The 22,161-nt window shown below is 69.0% G+C and carries 18 protein-coding genes and 1 tRNA gene; 6 read left to right on the top strand and 13 right to left on the bottom strand.

All coding sequences use genetic code 11. The annotated features are described in order from the left end of the window. Nucleotides 1–162 precede the first annotated feature (162 nt). From ABZY44_RS00530 to ABZY44_RS00565, 8 genes are all read right to left on the bottom strand, one after another. Nucleotides 163–1,266 carry an LCP family protein gene (locus tag ABZY44_RS00530; protein ID WP_356649341.1) on the bottom strand — a complete coding sequence of 368 codons (1,104 nt, stop codon included), beginning with the start codon at nucleotides 1,264–1,266 and terminating at the stop codon, nucleotides 163–165. Between the two features lie 346 nt (nucleotides 1,267–1,612). Then, nucleotides 1,613–3,727, bottom strand: coding sequence for a transcription termination factor Rho (gene rho / locus ABZY44_RS00535; protein WP_356649342.1), 2,115 nt, complete (start codon nucleotides 3,725–3,727; stop codon nucleotides 1,613–1,615). A 460-nt stretch (nucleotides 3,728–4,187) separates the two neighbouring features. Next, nucleotides 4,188–5,114 (bottom strand): homoserine kinase, encoded by a 927-nt coding sequence (gene thrB, locus ABZY44_RS00540; protein ID WP_356649343.1) that lies wholly within the window; start codon nucleotides 5,112–5,114, stop codon nucleotides 4,188–4,190. A 334-nt stretch (nucleotides 5,115–5,448) separates the two neighbouring features. Then, on the bottom strand, nucleotides 5,449–6,519 hold the full coding sequence (thrC, locus tag ABZY44_RS00545) for a threonine synthase (protein WP_356649344.1): 1,071 nt from the start codon (nucleotides 6,517–6,519) through the stop codon (nucleotides 5,449–5,451). 6 nt (nucleotides 6,520–6,525) lie between these two features. Further along, complete coding sequence (locus ABZY44_RS00550) at nucleotides 6,526–7,830, bottom strand: homoserine dehydrogenase (RefSeq protein WP_356649345.1); 1,305 nt, start codon at nucleotides 7,828–7,830, stop codon at nucleotides 6,526–6,528. A 125-nt stretch (nucleotides 7,831–7,955) separates the two neighbouring features. After that, nucleotides 7,956–9,347, bottom strand: a complete 1,392-nt coding sequence (gene lysA / locus ABZY44_RS00555; protein ID WP_356649346.1) for a diaminopimelate decarboxylase — start codon at nucleotides 9,345–9,347, stop codon at nucleotides 7,956–7,958. A gap of 73 nt (nucleotides 9,348–9,420) precedes the next feature. Next, complete coding sequence (gene nrtL / locus ABZY44_RS00560) at nucleotides 9,421–10,548, bottom strand: ArgS-related anticodon-binding protein NrtL (RefSeq protein WP_356649347.1); 1,128 nt, start codon at nucleotides 10,546–10,548, stop codon at nucleotides 9,421–9,423. Between the two features lie 128 nt (nucleotides 10,549–10,676). Next, nucleotides 10,677–11,147, bottom strand: coding sequence for a response regulator (locus ABZY44_RS00565; protein WP_356649434.1), 471 nt, complete (start codon nucleotides 11,145–11,147; stop codon nucleotides 10,677–10,679). Between the two features lie 104 nt (nucleotides 11,148–11,251). On the opposite strand from ABZY44_RS00565, the gene ABZY44_RS00570 reads away from it, so the two are divergent. Further along, nucleotides 11,252–11,323 (top strand) — tRNA-Arg (locus tag ABZY44_RS00570). A 566-nt stretch (nucleotides 11,324–11,889) separates the two neighbouring features. Next, nucleotides 11,890–12,681, top strand: a complete 792-nt coding sequence (locus ABZY44_RS00575; RefSeq protein WP_356649348.1) for a hypothetical protein — start codon at nucleotides 11,890–11,892, stop codon at nucleotides 12,679–12,681. A gap of 219 nt (nucleotides 12,682–12,900) precedes the next feature. Here the strand turns inward: ABZY44_RS00575 and ABZY44_RS00580 are convergent, their stop codons facing one another. The 3 genes from ABZY44_RS00580 to ABZY44_RS00590 all read right to left on the bottom strand — a co-directional run bounded on the left by ABZY44_RS00580 (nucleotide 12,901) and on the right by ABZY44_RS00590 (nucleotide 16,388). After that, nucleotides 12,901–13,338, bottom strand: a complete 438-nt coding sequence (locus tag ABZY44_RS00580) for a GntR family transcriptional regulator (protein WP_356649349.1) — start codon at nucleotides 13,336–13,338, stop codon at nucleotides 12,901–12,903. A 192-nt stretch (nucleotides 13,339–13,530) separates the two neighbouring features. Beyond that, on the bottom strand, nucleotides 13,531–15,984 hold the full coding sequence (fxsT, locus tag ABZY44_RS00585) for an FxSxx-COOH system tetratricopeptide repeat protein (RefSeq protein WP_356649350.1): 2,454 nt from the start codon (nucleotides 15,982–15,984) through the stop codon (nucleotides 13,531–13,533). Continuing rightward, the gene (locus ABZY44_RS00590; protein ID WP_356649351.1) at nucleotides 15,984–16,388 is read right to left on the bottom strand and encodes a hypothetical protein; all 405 of its coding nucleotides are present in this window, start codon (nucleotides 16,386–16,388) and stop codon (nucleotides 15,984–15,986) included. The genes fxsT and ABZY44_RS00590 overlap by 1 nt, the downstream gene beginning before the upstream one ends. A gap of 1,171 nt (nucleotides 16,389–17,559) precedes the next feature. Here ABZY44_RS00590 and ABZY44_RS00595 point away from each other — a divergent pair. The 4 genes from ABZY44_RS00595 to ABZY44_RS00610 all read left to right on the top strand — a co-directional run bounded on the left by ABZY44_RS00595 (nucleotide 17,560) and on the right by ABZY44_RS00610 (nucleotide 20,284). Continuing rightward, a complete protein-coding gene (locus tag ABZY44_RS00595; RefSeq protein ID WP_356649352.1) occupies nucleotides 17,560–17,823 on the top strand; it encodes a CopG family transcriptional regulator in 264 nt (87 codons plus the stop codon). Further along, nucleotides 17,820–18,233 (top strand): PIN domain-containing protein, encoded by a 414-nt coding sequence (locus ABZY44_RS00600; RefSeq protein WP_356649353.1) that lies wholly within the window; start codon nucleotides 17,820–17,822, stop codon nucleotides 18,231–18,233. The genes ABZY44_RS00595 and ABZY44_RS00600 overlap by 4 nt, the downstream gene beginning before the upstream one ends. Before the next feature lie 515 nt (nucleotides 18,234–18,748). Then, nucleotides 18,749–19,732, top strand: a complete 984-nt coding sequence (locus ABZY44_RS00605; protein ID WP_356649354.1) for an XdhC family protein — start codon at nucleotides 18,749–18,751, stop codon at nucleotides 19,730–19,732. 117 nt (nucleotides 19,733–19,849) lie between these two features. After that, nucleotides 19,850–20,284: a DUF6479 family protein gene (locus ABZY44_RS00610; RefSeq protein ID WP_356649355.1), complete on the top strand. Its 435-nt coding sequence runs from the start codon at nucleotides 19,850–19,852 to the stop codon at nucleotides 20,282–20,284. 100 nt (nucleotides 20,285–20,384) lie between these two features. Here the strand turns inward: ABZY44_RS00610 and ABZY44_RS00615 are convergent, their stop codons facing one another. Together ABZY44_RS00615 and ligD are read right to left on the bottom strand one after the other, a co-directional pair. Continuing rightward, a complete protein-coding gene (locus ABZY44_RS00615; RefSeq protein ID WP_356649435.1) occupies nucleotides 20,385–21,272 on the bottom strand; it encodes an ATP-dependent DNA ligase in 888 nt (295 codons plus the stop codon). Beyond that, entirely contained in the window at nucleotides 21,272–22,156 is an 885-nt protein-coding gene (ligD, locus tag ABZY44_RS00620) for a non-homologous end-joining DNA ligase (RefSeq protein WP_356649356.1), read from the bottom strand. The genes ABZY44_RS00615 and ligD overlap by 1 nt, the downstream gene beginning before the upstream one ends. Nucleotides 22,157–22,161 lie beyond the last annotated feature (5 nt).

Genomic DNA, 22,161 nt, shown 5'->3' on the forward strand with positions numbered 1-22,161 from the left:
GCGCCGGGTCGCAGGAGCCGAATTGCGCGCTGCGTGAACCGGGGCCGACAGACCAGTCTGCCAGGACCGGGCTGCCTGTCAAAATTCTGAGGACGCCTCCCTCAACGGAGGGGGGCCGTCATCTATTCCGCCGGGGTCGCCCCGGCGTTCCACGGGGGTCGGCTACCGCACGATCCCGCCCGCCGCGCCCTTGTCCCCGGCCGAGCCCGCCGTGGCCTCGGCGGGGACGTCCCGGTCGGCCAGCAGGGCGTCCCAGACCATCTGGGACTCCTGGGTGAGGGCGACGACGCGGTTGGGGTCGCGGGCGTCAGCGGTCACCGGCAGCGTGATCATCCGCATGTTCTCGGGGCCGACGCCCTGGAGGCTCTGCGCGAAGGCCATGAGGGACTTCACGTCGCCGAGGGGCTTGTCGGTGGTGATCGCCTTGGTGGCGGTGTCGGCGAGGTCGAGCATCCGCTTGGGGTTGTCGAAGACGCCGATGCCCTTGACCTGGTGGAGCAGGGCCTTGATGAAGGCCTGCTGGAGCTGTATCCGGCCCAGGTCGCCGCCGTCGCCGACGCTCTTGCGGGTGCGGACCAGGCCGAGGGCCTGTTCGCCGTCGAGCGTGTGGGGGCCGGCCGGGAGGTCGAGGTGGCTGAAGTCGTCCTTGATCGGCTTGGTGGTCGTCACCTCGACGCCGCCGAGGTTGTCGATGATCTTCTTGAACCCGGTGAAGTCGACCTCGAGGTAGTGGTCCATGCGGATCCCTGACATCTGCTCGACGGTCGCCACCGCGCAGGCCGCCCCGCCGACGGTGTACGACTCGTTGAACATCACGCGCCGGCCGCCGGGGTCGCTCTTGCCGTCCGGCGTCCTGCACGCGGGCCGGGTCACGAGGGTGTCGCGGGGTATCGATATGACGTCGGCCCTGGTGTGGCCCTCGTTGAGGTGGACGATCATCGCCGTGTCGGAGCGGGCGGAGCCGCCGTCGTCCTGGCCGTACTCGCCGTTGGCACCGCCGCGGGAGTCGGATCCGAGGACGAGGATGTCCATCGAGCCGTTGTCCACGTTCTGCGGCCGGTCCGTGCCGAGGGCCGCGTCGATGTCGACCGTCTTCAGGTTCCCGTTGAGCTTGAAGTAGAAGTAGCCGAGCCCCCCACCGCCCAGGAGGACCACCCCGGCCGCGGTCCACGCGGCGATGGCGAGGGCCCTGCGGCGCCCGGCCGGCCTCCGTCGTGGTCTGCCCGCGACGGCCTCGCCGCCGCGGCCCCTGTTGTCCTGGCTCATTGCTTTTCCTCTGCCCTGCCCGTCTCGGTCCGGTCCCCGTCCCCTCCGACGAAGACGGCCGGACGCACTTCGGGGTTCCACGGCGGGCGGAGTGCGTGGAGCACCGCGCCGGAGCGGGCCGGCCGACACCACCGTCGTACCGCGCGTCGCCCACCTGCGGTTTCACCCGGGACCAGGGTGACTCCGAGAGGGGGCCCGCATACGGAGTGTGGCGAAGGTCGCACGGCGCGCGAGTCCCCGTACGCCTGCGGCACCGCGCCCGCGGACACGACCGCCCCCGTCGCGCGTGCGGCGGGGGCGGTCGGGTGCGCGGAACGCGGCGTCGAGCAGGTGCCGCGAAGGGACCTCAGTCGTCGTTCTTGCCCGAGGGGGTCGTCTTCGCGATCTGCATGAGGAACTCGGCGTTCGACTTCGTCTGCTTCATCTTGTCGAGGAGCAGCTCGATGGCCTGCTGCGAGTCGAGCGCGTGCAGCACCCGGCGCAGCTTCCAGACGATGGCGAGCTCCTCGCTGTTGAGGAGGATCTCCTCCTTGCGGGTGCCCGAGGGGTCCACGTCCACGGCCGGGAAGATGCGCTTGTCGGCGAGCTTCCGGTCGAGCTTGAGCTCCATGTTGCCGGTGCCCTTGAACTCCTCGAAGATCACCTCGTCCATGCGCGAGCCGGTGTCGACCAGCGCGGTGGCCAGGATGGTCAGCGAACCGCCGTCCTCGATGTTGCGCGCGGCACCGAAGAAGCGCTTCGGCGGGTACAGCGCGGTCGAGTCGACACCACCGGACAGGATGCGGCCGGAGGCGGGGGCCGCGAGGTTGTACGCGCGGCCCAGGCGGGTGATGGAGTCCAGCAGGACGACCACGTCGTGGCCGAGCTCGACGAGACGCTTGGCGCGCTCGATGGCCAGCTCGGCGACGGTGGTGTGGTCCTCGGCCGGGCGGTCGAAGGTCGAGGAGATGACCTCGCCCTTGACCGACCGCTGCATGTCGGTGACCTCTTCCGGACGCTCGTCGACCAGGACGACCATCAGGTGGCACTCGGGGTTGTTGACGGTGATCGCGTTGGCGATCGCCTGCATGATCATGGTCTTGCCGGTCTTCGGCGGGGCCACGATCAGGCCTCGCTGGCCCTTGCCGATCGGCGACACGAGGTCGATGATGCGGGTGGTCAGCACGCCCGGGTCGGTCTCCAGGCGGAGCCGGTCCTGGGGGTAGAGCGGGGTCAGCTTCTGGAACTCCGGGCGGCCGCGGCCGGATTCGGGCGCCATGCCGTTGACGGAGTCCAGACGCACGAGCGCGTTGAACTTCTCGCGGCGCTCGCCGTCCTTGGGCTGGCGGACGGCGCCGGTGGTGTGGTCGCCCTTGCGCAGACCGGCCTTGCGGACCTGCGCGAGGGAGACGTACACGTCGTTCGGACCGGGCAGGTAGCCCGAGGTCCGAATGAACGCGTAGTTGTCGAGGATGTCGAGGATGCCCGCGACGGGGATCAGGACGTCGTCGTCGGCGACCGGCGTCTCCGCCGGCGCGAACTCGTCGCGGCCACGACGGCCGCGGCGGTCGCGGTAGCGGCCGCGACGGCCACGACGGCCGTCCTCGTCGAAGTCGTCCTGCGGGCCGTTGTCCTGACGGTCGCGGTCCTGACGGCCGCCCTGCTGACCCTGGCCCTGGCCGCGGCCGCCCTGCTGCTGGCGGTCCTGACGGTCGGTCCGGTCCTGCCGGCCGCCGCCCTGGTTCTGGCCCTGACCGGCCTGACCCTGACCGGCCTGACCCTGACCGGCCTGACCCTGGCCGGCCTGGCCCTGGTCGTCGGTCTTGGCACCGCGCTCGCGGCGGTCGCGCTGGCGTTCGCCCCGCTCGGCGCCGCGCTCGCGGCGGTCGCGCCGGCCGCGGCCTTCGCCTTCCTGGCCCTGCGCCTGGCCGGAGACCGCGGGGGCGGCCTCCGCCTTGACCTCGGCCTGCGCGGCCGGGGCCGTCTCGGTCTTCTGCTCGACCTGCACGGCGGCGGCGGGAGCCGCAGCCTCGGGGCTGCCGGAGGGCGCGGTGGCCCGACGGCGGCGACGCTCGCCGACCGGGGCGTCGTCACTGGCAGGCTGGCCCGGGATGTCGATCTGCGCCTGCGCGGCGGTCTTCTCGACGGGGGCCGGGGCGGCCGTCTCGCCCGTGCGGGCCTTGCTGGTGGCACGGCGCTTCGGCTTGGCCTCGGTGCTGTCCACGGCGGTGGCGGTGGCGGGCGCGGAGGCCGCGGCCTTGGGGGCGCCGCCTCCCGCCTGCGCCTCCTTGATGACCTCGATCAGCTGGCCCTTGCGCATCCGCGCGGTGCCCCTGATGCCCAGGCCCGACGCGACCTGCTGCAGCTCGGCCAGGACCATGCCGTCAAGGCCGGTGCCGGAGCGGCGACGCTTGGTCGCGGCGGGGGCACTGGTGTCGACATTGGTGTCGGCAGCGCCCATCAGATCGGTGGTGTCGCTCACGAAGGGTCCTTCCCTGGAGCGGACGTCGGCCTGTCTGGCTCGGCGACCGGTTGTGCTGTCCGACGGCAGTCCGGGATTGGTGGACTGTGCCGGGGCGGTGGTCCGCCGGTAGAGATACGGCGGAGAGAAACGTGCATGTGCATGGGTGGTTCCGGCGAGAAGCCCCCGAGCTGGAAGCGTGGGAATGTCACGCCGATTCCGGAGCGTGCTCGAAACTGCTGGCAGCGTTCAAAGCAGTCGGGGAGGCTCCCGGAAGAAAGGTGGTCCCTGACAGGGACACTGAGCACCAAGCCATGGCGGCTTCGGATGCGCACTTGAGACTAACACTACCGGATCCAACAGATATTCCCCCTCTCCATCACCGGCAATAGAGCCCTTCCGCGCGGGCGGCCTGCCCTGGCCGCCCGCCCCGGGCCGGGTGACGGTGCTTATTCCCGCACTACGGCGCGTACGGCATCGGTCAGCCGCCCTGGGTACCGAGCGGAAGGACGCTCGCGCCCGCGGCGTCGAGTGCGAGCCGGTTGGCCGCCCACCCCTCGCCCGCGAGCCGCGCGACCTTGTCGGCCGCGCCGTTGTCGACCAGCGCGAGGACCGTGGGGCCCGCGCCGGAGATCACCGCGGGGATGCCGTCCGCGCGCAGCCGGGCCACGAGCGCCACGCTCTCGGGCATCGCCGGGGACCTGTACTCCTGGTGGAGGCGGTCCTCGGTGGCCGGCAGCAGGAACTCGGGACGCCTGGTCAGGGCCTCGACGAGCAGGGCCGCGCGACCCGCGTTGAGGGCCGCGTCCACGTGCGGGACCGTGCGCGGCAGCAGGCCGCGGGCGGTCTCGGTCAGGACCGGCTTGGAGGGGACGAAGACCACCGGGACGATCGACTCGGCGGGCTCCATGCGGATCGCCTTGGCGCTGCCGCCGTCCATCCAGGCGAGGGTGAAACCGCCGAGGAGACAGGCGGCGACGTTGTCGGGGTGGCCCTCGATCTCGGTGGCGAGCTCCAGGAGCGCCGCGTCGTCGAGCTTGGCCTCTCCGCCTATGGTCACGGCGCGGGCGGCGACGATGCCGGCGCAGATGGCGGCGGAGGAGGAGCCGAGGCCGCGGCCGTGCGGGATGCGGTTGGCACAGACGACCTCGAGGCCGCGCGGCTGGCCGCCCAGCAGGTCGAAGGCGGTGCGCATGGAGCGCACGAGGAGGTGGCTCTCGTCCCGCGGGAGGGTGTCGGCGCCCTCACCCGCGATGTCGATGTTCAGGCCCGTATCGGCCACGCGGACGACGACGTCGTCGTAGAGCCCCAGGGCCAGGCCGAGGGCGTCGAAGCCCGGACCGAGGTTGGCACTGCTGGCGGGAACGCGCACCCGTACGGCGGCGGCGCGGAATGCTGGACCGGCCATCGTCCGATGACACTCCTTGTGACTGTGCGAGACGAGACGTTCTGCTGGCTCGCTGTGAATGTACTGGAGAACGTACGACACCCGAAGGCCCTGTGGGCAGCACCCCGGTCATATGCGCGGCGGCGGATGTAAGTACAGCCTATCGAAGGAAGGTTCTCCTCCGACATAGGGCGCACAGCAGGCGCACGAAGCGTGTCGCGGGTGCCCGCCCGCCGACCCGGGTTCCGGCCGGTCTTTTGGTGCCGTACGGCCCGAGTTGCCGGATTCCCCTGCCCTCGAAAGATTTCGAAGGACTTCCGGAATCCGGCGACTCGGCCGACGACCGGAAGGCGGATCAGATGAGACCGAGGCGCCCGGCCGCGGCCTCGGCGTCGACCGGAATGACGACCGGCTGCGGAGCGCCGGCGACCGCCCAGTCGGGGTCCTTCAGGCCGTTGCCGGTGACCGTGCACACGATCTTCTGGCCGGGGTCGACCAGACCGAGCTCGGCGGCCTTGAGCAGGCCGGCGACCGAAGCCGCCGAGGCGGGCTCGACGAAGACGCCCTCCTGCGCGGCCAACAGGCGGTAGGCGGCCAGGATCTGCCGGTCCGTCACCTCGTCGATGAAGCCGCCCGACTCGTCCCGGGCCCGCAGGGCGTGGTCCCAGGAGGCCGGGTTGCCGATCCGGATCGCGGTGGCGATGGTGTGCGGCTCCTTGACGACCTCGCCGCGCACGATGGGCGCGGAACCGGAGGCCTGGAAACCCCACACGCGGGGCGTACGGGAGGCCGGGCCGTCGGCCTTGTACTCCGTGAAGCCCTTCCAGTACGCGGTGATGTTGCCGGCGTTGCCGACGGGCAGCACGTGGATGTCGGGAGCGTCGCCGAGCGCGTCGACGATCTCGAACGCGGCCGTCTTCTGGCCCTCGATGCGCACCGGGTTGACGGAATTGACCAGCGCGACCGGGTAGTTGTCGGACAGCGCGCGGGCGAGGTCCAGGCAGTCGTCGAAGTTGCCGTCGACCTGCAGGATCTTCGCGCCGTGGATCAGGGCCTGGCCCATCTTGCCGAGCGCGATCTTGCCGCGGGGCACGAGGACCGCGCAGACCATGCCGGCGCGCACCGCGTACGCGGCGGCGGAGGCCGAGGTGTTGCCCGTGGACGCGCAGATGACGGCCTTCGCGCCGTCCTCCTTGGCCTTGGTGATCGCCATGGTCATGCCGCGGTCCTTGAAGGACCCGGTGGGGTTCGCACCCTCGACCTTGAGGTGTACCTCGCAGCCGGTGCGCTCCGAGAGCACCTGTGCGGGGACGAGGGGAGTTCCGCCCTCGCGGAGCGTGACCACGGGCGTCGCGTCCGTCACCGGCAGGCGGTCCCGGTACTCCTCGATGATGCCGCGCCACTGGTGGGTGCGATTGCTGGTCATGGGTCCTTACTCCCCTTCAACACGCATGATGCTGGCCACACCGCGGACGGTGTCCAGCTTCCGCAGTGCCTCGACGGTCCCGGAAAGGGCGGCGTCGGGCGCGCGGTGGGTGACGACGACGAGGGAGGCCTCATTGCCGACCCCGTCCGGACGTCCTTGCTGTCGTACGGTATCGATCGAGACACCGTGCTCCGCGAACGTGGTCGCCACCTGGGCGAGGACGCCCGGCTTGTCGGCCACATCGAGGCTGATGTGGTACCGCGTGACGACGTCGCCCATGGGGCTGACCGGCAGCTGGGTGTACGCCGACTCGCCGGGCCCCGTTGCCTCGGCGAGCTTGTTGCGGCAGACGGCGACCAGGTCGCCGAGCACCGCCGACGCGGTCGGCGAACCGCCCGCGCCGGGCCCGTAGAACATGAGCCGCCCGGCGGCCTCCGCCTCGACGAAGACGGCGTTGTACGCCTCGCGGACGGAAGCGAGCGGATGCGTCAGCGGGATCATGGCGGGGTGCACCCGGGCGGTGACGGATTCCCCGTCGGCGGCCCGCTCCAGGATCGCCAGGAGCTTGATGGTGCAGCCCATGCGCCGGGCCGACGCGAAGTCGGCGGCGCTGACCTCGGTCATCCCCTCGCGGTAGACGTCGTCGAGGCGGACCCGGGTGTGGAAGGCGATGCCGGCCAGGATCGCGGCCTTGGCGGCGGCGTCGTAGCCCTCGACGTCGGCGGTGGGGTCGGCCTCGGCGTATCCGAGGGCGGTGGCCTCGTCGAGCGCCTCCTGGTAACCCGCGCCGGTGGAGTCCATCTTGTCGAGGATGAAGTTCGTCGTGCCGTTGACGATGCCCATCACCCGGTTGATCTTGTCGCCGGCGAGGGACTCGCGCATCGGGCGGACCAGCGGGATGGCGCCGGCGACGGCGGCCTCGTAGTAGAGGTCCAGCCCGTGCTGCTCGGCCGCGGCGTGCAGCGCGGCGCCGTCCTGGGCGAGCAGCGCCTTGTTGGCCGAGACGACGGAGATCCCGTGCTCGAAGGCGGTGGTGATCAGGGTGCGGGCCGGCTCGATGCCGCCGATGACCTCGATGGCGACGTCGATGTCGCCGCGTTTGAGCAGGGCGGTCGCGTCGGTGGTGATCAGCGCCGGGTCGATGCCCTCACGCACCTTGGAGGGGCGGCGCACGGCCACGCCGGCGAGCTCCACGGGCGCGCCGATCCGGGCCGTCAGATCGTCGGCGTGCGTCGTCATGATGCGGGCCACCTCTGAGCCGACCACTCCACAGCCCAGCAGCGCCACCTTCAGCGGACGCGTACGCATCATTCGACCTACGCCTTTCGATCTTCCATCGCTACCCGGCCCGCGGTTTTGCGCGTCAGGTGTAAACCAGTCTCACTCAATGGACAGCACTTTCCATCCTCGGTCCATTGAGTGAGACACCGATTTCATTATCCGAGGTCGAGGCGCAGGAGATCTTCCTCCGTCTCGCGGCGGACGATGACGCGCGCCTGTCCGTCGCGCACCGCGACCACCGGCGGACGCAACGCGTGGTTGTAGTTGCTGGCCATGGAGCGGCAGTAGGCGCCGGTGGCCGGGACCGCGATCAGGTCGCCGGGGGCGAGGTCCGCCGGCAGGAACGCGTCCTTCACCACGATGTCACCGCTCTCGCAGTGCTTGCCGACGACACGGACGAGCATGGGTTCGGCGTCGGAGGTCCGCGAGACGAGGGTGACGGCGTACTCGGCGTCGTAGAGCGCGGTGCGGATGTTGTCGGACATGCCGCCGTCCACGGAGACGTACGTCCGCAGTCCCTCCAGCGGCTTGATCGTCCCGACCTCGTACAGGGTGAACGCGGTCGGGCCGACGATGGCGCGGCCGGGCTCCACGGAAATGCGCGGCGCGCGCAGTCCGGCGCTCTCGCATTCGCGGGCGACGATCTCGTACAGCGCCTTGGCGATCTCGTGGGGTTCCCGGGGGTCGTCGTCGGAGGTGTACGCGATGCCGAGCCCGCCGCCGAGGTCGATCTCGGGGAGTTCGACCCCGTGCTCGTCGCGCACGGCGGCGAGCAGCCGGACGACCCGCTTCGCGGAGACCTCGAAGCCCGCCATGTCGAAGATCTGCGAGCCGATGTGGGAGTGGACGCCGAGCAGCTCCAGGCTGTCGTGCCCGAGGGCGCGGCGTACGGCCTCGGCGGCGGAACCGTCCGCCACGGCGATGCCGAACTTCTGGTCCTCGTGCGCGGTCGCGATGAACTCGTGCGTGTGGGCCTCGACGCCGACGGTCACGCGGATCTGCACGGGCTGGCGTACGCCGAGCTCGCGGGCGATGTGCGCGACACGGGCGATCTCCTGGAAGGAGTCGAGCACGATCCGCCCGACCCCGGCCTCGACGGCGCGGGTGATCTCGGCGTGGGACTTGTTGTTCCCGTGGAAGGCGATGCGCTCGGCGGGCATGCCGGCGGCGAGCGCGGTGGCGAGCTCCCCGCCGGAGCACACGTCCAGGTTCAGTCCCTCCTCCTTGAGCCACTTCACGACGGCCTTGGAAAGGAACGCCTTTCCGGCGTAGAACACGTCGGCGTCCGGCCCGAAGGCGTGCGCCCAGGCCCGGCAGCGCGCCCGGAAGTCCTCTTCGTCGAGGAAATAGGCGGGCGTGCCGAACTCCTCGGCGAGCGCGGTCACTTCGATCCCGCCGACGGTGACGACACCGTCGGCCGTCCGGCCGACGGTCCGTGCCCAGACCTTCTCGTCCAGGGCGTTGAGATCGGCGGCCGGCGGGGAGTAGTGCCCCTCGGGCAGTACGTCGGCGTGGCGGGGCCCGGCGGGGTGCGCGGAACGGCTCATCGAAATTCTCTCTTCACAGTCATCCGGATCATCCGGATCGCAGGCGAAACACAACGGATCACGTGCGCATCCGTCACAGGCGGTCGGGCGCGTCTATACCGAGCAGGGCCAGGCCACCGGCCAGCACCGTCCCGGCGGCTTCGGCAAGGGCCAGCCGGGCGCGATGGGCGGCCGAGGGTTTCTCGTCCCCCTTGGGCAGGACGGGCACGGTGTACTGGAAGTCGAGCAGCGCGTCCGCCAGCACGACCAGGTGCCGCACGAGCCGCTCGGGCGCACGGTGGTGCGCGGCGGCTTCGAGGACGAGGGGGTAGTCGGCGAGGGCGCGGAGGAGGGGGGTGGCGGGGGCGGGGGCGGGGGTGCCCGGGGCCGTGGCTTCGCGGGGATCGGCGCTCGATTCGCTGAATGCGCCGGCCTCGCCGAGGTGGGCGGCCTCCCCGAGGTCGCCTGCCTCGCCGAGGTCGCCTGCCTCCCCGCGGAACCCCAGCTGTTCGGCGTTGCGGCCGAGCGCGCAAGCCCTGCTGTACGCGTACCTCACCCGGAAGAACTCGCTGGACTCGTCCTGCACCGGCAGCCACGCAGGAAACACGGGCGTCTCGTGGGCGGGAACGCCGAGCATCGCCCAGGCGGCGGCGTCGCCGCCGTAGACGGCCACGACATCCCCGTCCCGCCGGGCCACGGGCGCGACGCCGGCCGGCCGGTGCCCGTCGCCGTGCCCCTGTTCCGCACCGTGCCCCTGGCTGTGAAGGATCCGCAGGACGGCGCCCCGCACGACCCGCTCCCTCAACTCGCCGTCGAGGGGCAGGACGGCCTCCCCCACGACCCGCCCGCCCAGCCCGTCCAGCTCGGCGTCGGGGGCGAAGCCGTACCGCGCGCCGCGCGCGCGAACGCCCCGTACGAGCTCGGCGACGGGACTCTCGACGAGGACGAAGTTCAGGAACCCGGCGCCGGTGATCTCCACGCGCTCGATCCCGGGTACGCGGCCCAGCCGGCCGGCCAGTATCTCGGCCACGTCCCGGGGCGCGACGCCGGCGTCCTTGCCCACCCGGAAGGCGACGGGAGAGGCGTAGTCCCCCACTCCACCGGGCCGGCTCCGCTCGACGACGACCCGCTCGGGCACGACCGCACCGGCGGGCAGCTCCCCGTCCTCGACGGCGCAGCGCACGGCGCGCACGACGACAGGGGAAAGGTCAGCGGGGGTCACGTGCCCAGCCTAGGCGAGAAGGCCCGGGGTCACGCGAAGGGTTTCGCCATGTGAACAGAGGCCTGCCGCACCGCGAACCGAGCCCCGCACCCGGCCGTGCACCCGGCCATGCACCCGCGAGCCGGGATTCACCCCCGGCCTCTCCCGGCGGGTGTCCCTTTCCTCTCCCTCCGGTCGCGGCGCTCGATGAGCCGCCGCACGACCCGCACCAGCTCGGCGGGCTCGAAGGGCTTGGCGAGGAAGGCGTCCACCCCGTCGGCGACGCCGGCTTCCACCTCGTACTGCGTGCACGCACTCACGATGGCCACGGGCAACTGCCGCGTCCTCGGATCGGCCCGCAGCTTCGCGACCGCACCGAAGCCGTCCAGACGAGGCATGACCACATCAAGGGTGATCACGTCGGGCAGCACGTGGTGCACGACGTCCAGGCACTCGGCACCATCGTTCGCGGTCACGACCTCGAAGCCCTCCAGCTCGAGATTGACCCTGATCAGCTGCCGGATGACCTTGTTGTCGTCGACAACAAGCACCCGGCCCGAGGCGCCCGACACAACTCGAGAGTAGGTCGGCCGGGGCCCCCGCGTCCGGCTTTTTGCCACTTCCACCCCCACCGAGCGACGCACCCCCCTCTCCCCCTCAATCCGTTCCTGATCACCGTCCGGAAGCTGGTAGTGTTCAACCCGTCGCCGCAACGCGATGACGCGCCCCCGTAGCTCAGGGGATAGAGCAACGGCCTCCGGAGCCGTGTGCGCAGGTTCGAATCCTGCCGGGGGCACTTCGCAAGGACCAGCGAGAACATCCGCTGACCAGCGCAAGTGCCAAAGAAAAAGCCCCGAACTCAGTCCCACTGAGTCCGGGGTTTTCTCGTTGTCTCTCACTGTTCTCGCGTGAGTGGCGCGTGAGGATGCGGCAGGCCAACCAACTGCATCTCTTCGAGCCGAGAGAGCGCCGCGGGGGTTCACCGCAGCACATGGCGTCGATCGTCGCCCTGATGGCCACGACCGACGCTAGCGTCGCCTCATGATGCAGCCGGCAGGCGTTCCGCTGACGACACACGTCCTGACTCAACAGGGCTGGAAGCTCTTGGGTGCGGTTCAACAGGGGGACCTCACCCTTGGCTTCAACTCCGCATCGGAGACAACCGCTTGGACACCCGTGCAACGGGTGCTCCGCCAACCCGACACGCCTGTCTGGCGGATCGGCAACGGCACGTGGCATGCAGACGTAGCCGAGGGGCAGACCTGGTGGTCCGAGACGCGGCGGAAAGTACCCGTTCCGCGAGAATCGCGATGCCAGGCTTGCAATCGCGTCTTCACCAGCCCGCGCGGATACCAGGTACACATGACAAGGATCCACGTTTTGATCCGCGCATCGACCGGATTTCACCACGTCGGCGAATTGGTACGCACTTCAGAGCTGCATAGCGATAATCGCCTTCGCCTCTCCGCACCCGCGGACACCCAGGCTACGAGACCGCTGAGCCTGACAGACGCACGTGTAATAGCCTGGCTTTGGGGTGATGGAACTCTGCGCGAAGCCGAACGCGCCGGATCCTACGACGGTTCCATATTCCAATCCAAGCCGGTTCAGATCGAGAAGCTAAAGCTGCTCCTAAAAGACGTGCCGCACTCCATTTCCTCGCGGCAACGCAAGGTAGGACACCTACGCGCGCATCATTTCCGACTCCGTCGGGCTTACGTGACCGACCTGGTACAACGCTCCGGAATAGCTTCGTCGACGCCAGAAGAGTTCGTTCTCGGACTTTCCCGGGAGCAGCGCACGGCATGGCTCGATGCAATGATCGACGCTGAGGGACACAGGATGCCAGGAAAGGAAGCCAACTGGAAAGAATTCATCAGGATCGTTCAAGTCAACGGACCAGTTCAGGACGCAATCCGCCTTGCTGTTTTCCTCAACGGCTATCGCCCCACATTTTCGGCGAACAGCGCGGAGAGAATGGGATTCAAGCCCGCAGGAGCTGTCGGTCTTGCCCAGCCTTTCATAGCGCCTTCTATGTTTACGATGCGAGAAATCATCGGGCTTGAGGAGGTGGCGGCGGTGCTGACGCCATATGGCACATGGGTGGGACGGCAGGGGAACCGCCTCATGCTCTTGGGGTCTCCCCTGCCGTAGGCCTCGCTCGTTGCAGCGACCAGCGGCGGCTAGCAGCTCGGCGTCGGCACCAAGCGCCGGCGCCAACGCCAGGGCTTGTGTGTAGACCCGCTGAGAGTGAGCCCAACGCCGCGGCAGGTCATCGGCGAGTAGGGACTCGGCGAGATCGTGTGCCCACTTGGCCAACTGCATGTCCAGCGCCTCCGATGGAGTCAGAGCCAGGAGTTCAGGGTTCGAGTTTCAGGAGGCGGAGCGAACGAACCGCCCCACGCCGTGCCGAGCCTCGACGTGCCCGGACATCTCCAGCTCGCGCACCGCACGGCGCACGGTCCCACGGGCAACCGAGTAGGTCTCAGCGAGCGCTGCCTCGCTCGGCAGCCGGGCGCCGGCGGGAAGCTCCCCGCTCCGGATCTGCCCCAGCAGGTCATTCATGATCCGCTCGTACGGCGGAGCATCGGCGCCCCCGGCCACCGCACGCCCAACGCCCGCGACGGCCTTGATGGCCCCTGCCTCTTCGAGGGCCCGCAGCGCGCGCCGCACAGTCGTGCGGGCCACACCGAACTCTTGCCCGATCTCTGCCTCAGACGGCAACCCGTCTGCGTAGTCACCAGCAGCGATCCGCTCACGCAGCACCTGAGAGATCACCTGATACGTCCCACGCGGGCTAGCGCTCGGCACGCACTCCTCCTTCAACAGGGGTCGCGCTCCAGCTTCGCATGCACCGTCCAACGAGAGGGAGTGTCCCCGCTGTCCGAGTGTCCGGTTGTGTCGCTGAGCAGCAGAAACAGCCCGGACAGCCTCCTACGGAGCTGTCCGGGCTGCCCGCATCACTTACGTACCCCTTGACCACACTTCGTACGTTTTCGGCCGTCAGCCTGAATTCAACTCTTTAAAAAGTTGAGTAGTTTCATGTTCGGGACCATACCTCGCTAGAGCTTGATCGTAGCCTTCAGAAGCAGCCCAAGCCGCGGCAGCAAGGTCTCCGATCGCCACATAATTCATAGCCAAATTCCCCAGAGTTGAAATTGTCAAGGGATGCCCCTTGCCGACTGCGCCTGCCGCAATCTGGAAAGCCCTCTCCGCGTACGGCAAAGCCTCTCGATGCCGACCTTGATGGTAGAATATCGCCGCCAATTGACTCAGTCGATTAGCCATAGACGAGTGACCGTCACCGAGATTGCTTTCCGTGATTCGAAGTGCCTCCTTGGCCAACGGCAAGGCTTCATCATACCGACCGGCTCGTATGTAATCGGAACAAAGATTGTTCATACAGATAGCCGTCAGGGAACCGTCTATACCGACCAGAGCCTGGGCATCCTCCAGTGCCCTGCGGGCCAACTTTACGGCGTCATGGGGCCGCTGGAGTGATCGATAGAGGGCCGCTAGATTGCTGCACGCCGCGATAACCAAGGTGTGACGTTTGCCGTAAATTTCCTCGCTCACCCTGAGGGCCTTCCTCGCGTAAGGAAGGCCCTCCGATGGGCGCCCGACATCCCGATACAGTGCCGCAAGGTTATTAAGGCAAGGCAGGAGAATCGGCCCGTCGATGCTGAATTTCTCCAACATATGCAATGCCTCCCTCATTGCCTTCATGGCTTGGTCGTACAGTCCCGCGTCTCGCGCAATAGCCGCCATGTTGCCTAGAAGCGTCACGAACGTTTCATTGCTGATGAATTCAGGGGGCCTGGAGCGCACTAGGACCAAAGCTGCGGTCATGTCCTCCGTTGCACCTTGGTTGTCGCCCAACGAATGTCGTATCGCTCCCCGCACCATGAGGGAATGAAGGTGACTACGTTCACCCTCAACGACTTGACTACTGGCCTCGACTGCCTGCTCGGCTAGCTCCACCGCTTTCAGTAGATCGCCACAGTCCTTGTAGTCATCAGCAAGGTTGGCGAGGTTGGTAAAGACGCTCTCCTGATCATTTTCTGCTCTGGAGGCCACGAGAGCCCGTTCCCTGAGCCTTATAGCCTCGGCCGACTGATCTTGGCTGCTATAGAAAGATGCCGTCTCGGCGATCAAATACCTGAATTTTTCACTGCTAGTGTCGCCTGGCAGGTGATTGATCAACGTCTCGATATGGGGGAGCAGGGATCTCCACTTGGGCCACGACCGGAAGTCCCTCACGTCTCCGTGAACAAACTCGGCCATGAGGTCAAGCGCCCGAGTGGCACCGGATGTTGGCGCATCGGAAAGGGAAGGCTTCGAGCGTACGACCGCCTGAACGAGGCGATGAATATCGATGGCCGAAGGCCGTAGTTGGATCATGCTGTAAGACGCCAGTAGGGTTAGCGCTTCGTTGCCATCTAGCTCGTCTTCGAACGCGGAATCCAAGATTTGCCGTGGTAGATCATCCGAGGCGAAATACGACAGAACCTCAAGGACCTTGATTGCCTGCGGGTTCCGGACTGCAATCGCTTCTAACGTGATATCCCATATGCGCGCGATAGTCCGCTCCGGGTTCCGCCCTTCAGGCAAGGCCCTATACATCCGCTCTGCATGAGAACGCAGCCTTGTCAAGTAGTAGGTCGGGGAGACTTGCGTCTGCATTAGGTAGGAACCGGCCTGAACAAGGCCCAGAGGCAAGTCCCCCAACTCTTCGGCAATTGCGTCAAGGGTCGGACCGGAGATGGAATCCAAGTCGGTTCCTACGAGCTCGGCAAGCAGCTGCACCGCCTCTGTGCGGCTCAGAGGATTTAGTGAAACCTCTCTGCCGATCCCATCCCAGCCGTACCTTCGCCGTGAGGTGATGATAATGCGCCCGCCTGCAGGACTGGCCACCAAGTCGCGAATGACTCGCGGTTCTTCGACGTTATCCAGAACTAGCAACCAGCCAGGTGTGCGCCGCAGCCAACTCATGGCCCAAGCGGCGCCCTCAGAGGTGCTCAGACCAAGGGCCAGTGATGGCGAGATGGCGGACGTCAGCCCTGCCAGGCCGAGCGCCAGATTCTCCGGCGAATCGGCAGTGATCCACCATGTGGCCACTCTGGACTCGACTCCCACACGCGCCCTTTCGAGGGCGATTCGCGTCTTGCCTGTACCCCCTAAGCCGTGAATCACACACACAGCCTCGGCATGCAAATCGGACATTGCTGCTAATTCCAACCGCCGACCAACGAACCCCGCCGTGTCAGCAAATGGAAGATTCGATAGGCCTTCGACTGAGGCAGGTTCCGAAGAGTCAAGGGACACAGCCACCCTACGCATGTCGAAATGCGCATTAGCACCGGTGCTCGCGACGCCGAAGTTTTGAGATACTGCGATCGAGGAAGGGCCTCGGGCTTTTACGTCGTATTTTCGCTTCGCCCTCTTCTTCCTACCCATCAGCGCTGGATGGTCGCAGAGTCTCCAGTGCTGACTATGCCACTGATCACATTCGCCGCTACTGATCGCTCGCCCGAGGCCACGATCGAGGTTGCTCCTTGACCAAGCATCTCTCGCAGCTCGTTCGCAAGTTCAGCGTCGGCGAGAATCGCAGCCTTTATGCGGACACGCAAGACTGCCTGTAGGTCTGGGTCATTCGGGTCTTCGGCAAGGTCGGTTACGGCCGATTCGATCCCGCTTTCAGTACCCTGCCTCGACAGGAGACGCTGGATCAGGCGATGCCCAAGAGACACCGTGCCGTCTGCTGCTGCTACTTCCAACCGCGTGAGAACAGCAGCCCCGTATGTGGAGACTGCCGTTACCGCAAAGGGCACGATTTCTGCGGCGAGTACTTGAGCGTCCACTTACCCCTCCCAAGGTACAGATCCACCGAGCCTAGCGCTGAGAAGTCATGTTCGGCGTCCACTCGACGCAATCCGCTGACGATGCTGGTGGGTGCACCATGCGCCACACGGGCCGGCCGTAAGAGGGGCAGGTCCATCACGTGCCGTCAGCAGCCGTCGCTCCTCCAGCGGCGCATCACGGCACCGGCACAGCACCGCGCTGACTGTGCCTCCGATGCACGACGGCGGCTCCAATGCTTCGTGGGTGATCCGAGTGAGTAGCGCGTGAGAATCCACACCCTTGGAACTTGATGCCTGTCCTCCCAGGTCAGGAGACTGCTCTAGGGTGACGACCCATGCCCTCCGGAGCCGTGTGCGCAGGTTCGAATCCTGCCGGGGGCACTCCTGCTGGACCAGCAAGAAACATCCGCTGACCTGCTGAAGTGCCAAGCATGAAGACCTGGACCCAGTCCCACTGAGTCCAGGTCTTTGTCGTTGTGCGGCACGAGTCGCGATAGACCTGCGATAGAGCCGCCGGCCGGACAGCTACACACGGCGCCCGTTCCCTGGGCGACAGCGTTGTGAATGGCCGAGTCGGCGGCCACGCACCGGGACGCGAGTAGACGCGCGGGACGAGAGGTTCACGTGGACCGCTCGGTTCGCCATTAACTGACGGCCCCTCAGTCGTCAAGAAGCGCGTCGCTGCGCCTGTTCGCGAGCGCCCGGCGGCCAAAGAGACACTCCGCCTACCGGTTCGTGAGCGCTTCGCGGCTGCTGCCCGCGCGTTCGGCGGGATCGGCTGGAGCGACGCCAGCGTTCAACCAGGCGAACGGGGCCGGGTGCCACAGGTCGTGGGGGGCGAGGGGCGATGCCACCAGGCCAGGCGGCAGGGCGAGTTCGCGAGCCTGCCTGTTCGCAGTCCGGCGACGCGACCGCCCCGGCTTCGGCCGGCCCGCGCATCCCGGCGAAGAGACCGACCGGCTGACATCCGCTCCGTCTCCAGCCGCGCGTCCTCGGCGGGACTGCGCGGCAACAGCCACCCTCGGTCCACCGCCTCCCGGGAGCGCCTCGTACCCGGACTGGCAAACTCCGCATGTCGTCCACCTCCTCTCCCAGGTCGACGCGTCACCTGCGGCAGCCAGGCCACACGGAAGAACCCTCCCGAGGGGGGATGATGGGTAGGATAAGTGGCATGAGTGAGCCCACTGGCAAGTACTCGATCACCATGCCGCGCGATATCGCCGAGGCCGCCAAGGCCCGCAGCGGCCCCTCTGGGCTCTCCGCCTATGTGGCCGCGGCCGTCGCCCGTCAGATCGAGCGCGACAACCTCAACGAACTCATCACCGTCGCCGAAGCCGAGCACGGGCCCGTAACGGACGAGGAGATCCAGTCCCTCCGCGACCAGCTCACGCAAGCACGACACGAGCTGGCACAGCACGGAACGAACGCCGCGTGACCCGTTCTCCCGCAACCCCCGGAGGCACCCTCGTCCTGGACAGCGAAGGACTGGCAAAGGCCGTCCTGCGCGACCGTGGCGTCACGACCTGGCTCGCTCTGGCCCGCGCGGACGACCTGCGCGTGATCACCTCAGCGGCCACCCTCGTCGAAGTGGTCCACTCTCGTATCAACCGCCCGGCCCTGGAGTGGACGCTCTCCCGCCTGGTCATCGAACCGATCACCGAGTCGATCGGCCGCCACGCCGCCGCTCTCCTCGCCGACGCCGGCTTGCACGGTCACAAATACGCCGTTGACGCCATGCTTGCCGCCACCGCCTTGGCCGCCACCGGGCCAGTCACCGTCCTGACCTCGGACCCCGAGGATCTCGCCACGCTGTGTGGCGGACGCGTCAGCGTCGTCCAGGTCTGACAAGCGCCCGGCGGTCCGCACGCGATCGCCGACTCACGGCCGTGGCATCAGCCTTTGTCCTGCCTCCCAACCATGACTCGAAGGCCACCAGCTGTTCGCCCGTGGCTCCGAGCGAGCAGGATCTGACTCGTACTCGATCGGAGTGCCTCTGTCGCGCACGCAACGTCGTACCGTGGCCGGCCCCGAGTCCGCCGCGGCCACTCCCGCGGAGTCCGGACCGCGGGCGGTCCGGCGGGCGCCGCCCCGCCGCCTGGCAGCGGCGCCAGGCGCGTTGAGCCGTGGACCCCTCCTCTTCCCCGTGCTCCCCTCCCGCGCCTCCCGCGACTCCCGCGCCTCCGGGTCACCTTCGGTACGTGTGCTCCCGGTGGTCCGTACGAAGGAAGTGGGGCCGGGTCTGTGGGTTTTGAGGGGTGGGGAGGCGGGAGGCGGGTGCGTAGGTTGGGCACGAGGCCACCGTGCGGCGCCGACCTGGCGCTCCGTGGCGTGCTCTGACGATGAGAGGGGCGGTGCGAGCCATGCGTGACCTGGTGGAGACGGCGCAGCGGTGGACGGCCGAGGGCCGTGTCGGGTACTTGGCCCGGCCCGTGACCGAGCAGGGCTTCGGTCCGCGTGACCCGGCCGGCTCGGTGCTCGTGGACGCGCGCGGGGAGTGCGTGGGCGCCTTGTACCGGGGCGTCTTCGACGCGGAACTCGCCGCGGAGGCCGCCGCGATGGGGTCCGGGGACACCGCGCGGGTGTGCGAGGTGTCCGTCGGGGCCGGCGACGCCGTCGAGGCGGAGCTGACGTGCGGCGGGCAGGCCGAGGTGCTGCTGCAGCCGCTGAGCGCGATCCCCGCCGAGTGGTGGGAGCTGCTGGGTCAGGGGGTCGGGGTCGCCCTGGTGACCCGGCTCAACGAGCGGGCGGACCGGGCCGTCAGCGTCGTGGTCCGGGGGGCGGACGTACCCGCCACCGACTCCGAGCGGCGGGCCGCCGAGTTGCTGGCCACCCGGCGGCCGGGGCGCGACGCCCTGTACGGCGGGTCCGGGCTGGTGCTCGTGGAGGCGTACCCCTCGGCCCCCTTCGTCGTGATCGGCGGGACCGGGGAACTCGCCGAGGTCATCGAGGCGCAGGCGACCCTCCTCGGGTGGGACGTCGCCAGGGTCGACGCGGTCCCGGAGGCGGAGAAGCTGCTCCGGGCGCGGCCGGACGCCGCCTGCCTGGCGATGCTCAGCCACGACCCCGGCTTCGACGTGCCCACGCTGCGCACCGCGCTCGCGCTCGGGATCCCGTACGTGGGTGCGCTCGGGTCCCGCAAGACCACCGCACGGCGCCGGGAGGGGCTGCTCGCGGCCGGGGTGAGCGAGGACCGGCTGCGGACGGTGCACGGGCCGATCGGGCTGGACCTGGGGGCCCGGACGCCGGCGGAGACGGCGCTGGCCATCTGCGCCGAGATCCTGTCGGTCCTCGGGGGCCGGGAAGTGCGCGGGGTGCGGGACTCCGACGGGCCGCTGAGGGGGTAGCGGGGCACCGGGACGGTGCCCGTCCCCGGGTCCGTGGGGGCCTCCGCCGGAGGCGGGAGGGGTGCCCGTCCGTCACCGGCCAGGTGAATTGCGGAGTAATGCGGGTAAATGGGAGGTATGAACACGACCCTGACCTCCATCGCGCTGGACAGCACGGTGACCCACACCGTGTGGTTTCTGTTCGTCGGGCTCCTCGTCGTCGGTGTCCTCCTCGGCGGCTTCATGCTGGGCAAGCGGGTCCGGGAACACGAACCCGCGCCCCCCACTCCCGAGAGCCAGCCGCACCTGCCCGAAGGCGGTGCGGTGCACGAGGTGAGCGAGGAGCGGGAGTACGTCGATTTCCCGGAGCGCGGCCTGCGCCCGCACGAGATGCAGGGGTACGGAAACTTCGGCTCCCGTACGCACAGCCACCCCGAGGATGCCCGCGCCGAGCGGGAATCCGGCTACGAGCACCCCAATCCGAGGCCTCACACCCCCCAGCCTCAGTCCCAGCCCCAGCCCCAGCCCCAGCCCCCGACCCCTCCCCCGCCGGGCGGGGTGAATCCCGCCTGAGACCCGGAGCGGTCCGGCCGCCCCGCCACGCCCCCCGGAAATCCGGCCGCCCCGCCACGCTCCCCGGACTTCTGACCCGCGGACCTCTGTGGTCCGCGGGTCAGAGGTCCGTCCGGAGCCGGAGCACCTCCGGCGGGGGGTGGCGGGCCGAGGTGTGGCGGACCTCGGCCGTCAGGGGCGGGTCCAGCAGGCGGAAGGGGACCTCGCCGACCCCGATCGCCGTCACGGTGCCCTCGGCGGCCGCCGTCGCGGATCCGGCGGTCAGCGCCGCCGCCACGTCCGCCCGCAGTGCGGCCGTCAGCGGGCTGGAGACGATCGGGGCCTCGTCCCCGACCGGCAGGACCAGGACCAGCGCGAGCGGCCGCCGCGCGGTGCCTGTGTATCCGATGACCGCCGCGTCGCGGACGTTCGTGTGCCGGAGCTTCTGCCAGGCGCGCCGCCCGGCCGGGTAAGCCTGGTCCATCCGCTTGACGACCAGGCCTTCGATGCCGCTGGCCGGCAGGGTTTCGTACCAGGTCTCCGCGAGCTCCGGGTCGGTCGTCATCGGCACCGGCTGGAGCGGCGGCCCCAGCGGTGTCAGCAGGTCGACGAGGAGCGCGCGCCTGCGCTCGTACGGCCGTGGGCGCAGGTCCAGCCCGGCGAGTTCCAGGACGTCGAACGCCGCGTACGAGGCCGGGAGGGTCTGCGCCAGCACCGCGGCCCGCGCGGCGGAGGGGGCTGCCGCGCGGCGCTGGACGAGGGCGAATTCGGTGCGGCCCGCGTGCCAGACGACGACCTCCCCGTCGAGCACGGTCCCGGCGGGCAGTTGCCGGGCGGCCGCGGCCAGATCGGGGAAGGCCTCGGTGACGATGCGGCCGGAGCGGGCCTGGAGGGACACGCCCTCCAGGGTGCGCAGGACGACGAGGCGGTGGCCGTCGAACTTGGGCTCGTACGCCAGTCCCGGCGCGCGCGGCAGGCTCCGTACGGCGGTGGCCAGCGCGACGGTGATCACGGCAGCCGCCCGGCGCGGCCGGGATCGGTCAGGGGGCCGAACAGATCGCCGTCGCGGGCCAGCCGGGGCGGGACGTCGTCGGCGAGGAACACCAGGTCGGCGGGGGTCCGGCAGTTCTGCACCTCCGCCCAGGAGACGGGCGTGGAGACGGTGGGCAGGGTGCGGGCCCGCAGCGTGTACGGGGCCGCCGTGGTCTTGGCGGCGGCGTTCTGGCTGTGGTCGACGAAGACCTTGCCGGGGCGCAGCGATTTGTTCATCCGATGGACGACGAGGCCGGGGAGTGCGCGTTCGGCCTCCTGGGCGAGGGACTTCGCGTACGCCGCCACCTGCTCGGAGGGGGTCGGCTCCAGGGGGGCGGCCAGGTGGAGGCCTTTGGAGCCGGAGGTCTTGGCGTAGGCGTCCAGGCCGTCGGCGGCGAGGCGGTCGCGCAGCCACAGGGCGGCCGCGCAGCATTCGAGGACGGTGGCGGGCGGGCCGGGGTCGAGGTCCAGGATCATCCGGTCGGCCAGCGCGGGGGCGCCCGCCGGCCACTGGGGGGTGTGGAACTCGACGACGAGGTTGGCCGCCCACATGAGGGAGGCCAGGTCGGCGACGACCACCTGCTCCGCCCGCGGGTCCTCGGAGCGGGGAACGGGGGTCGTCCTCACCCAGTCGGGCGTACCGGGGGGCGGATTCTTCGTGAAGAAGAGCTGGCCGTCCGGGCCGTCGGGATAGCGCAGGAAGGACATCGGCCGGTCGTGGACGTGGGCCAGCAGCGGACCGGCGACGGTGGCGTAGTAGTGCAGCACCTCGCCCTTGGTGAAGCCGGTCTCGGGGTACAGGACCTTGTCGAGATTGCTGAGCGCGAGGCGACGCCCCTCCACCATGGTGATCGGCGTCATACGAT

Origin of the sequence: Streptomyces sp. NPDC006544, assembly GCF_040611715.1 — a bacterium.
Lineage (GTDB): Bacteria > Actinomycetota > Actinomycetes > Streptomycetales > Streptomycetaceae > Streptomyces.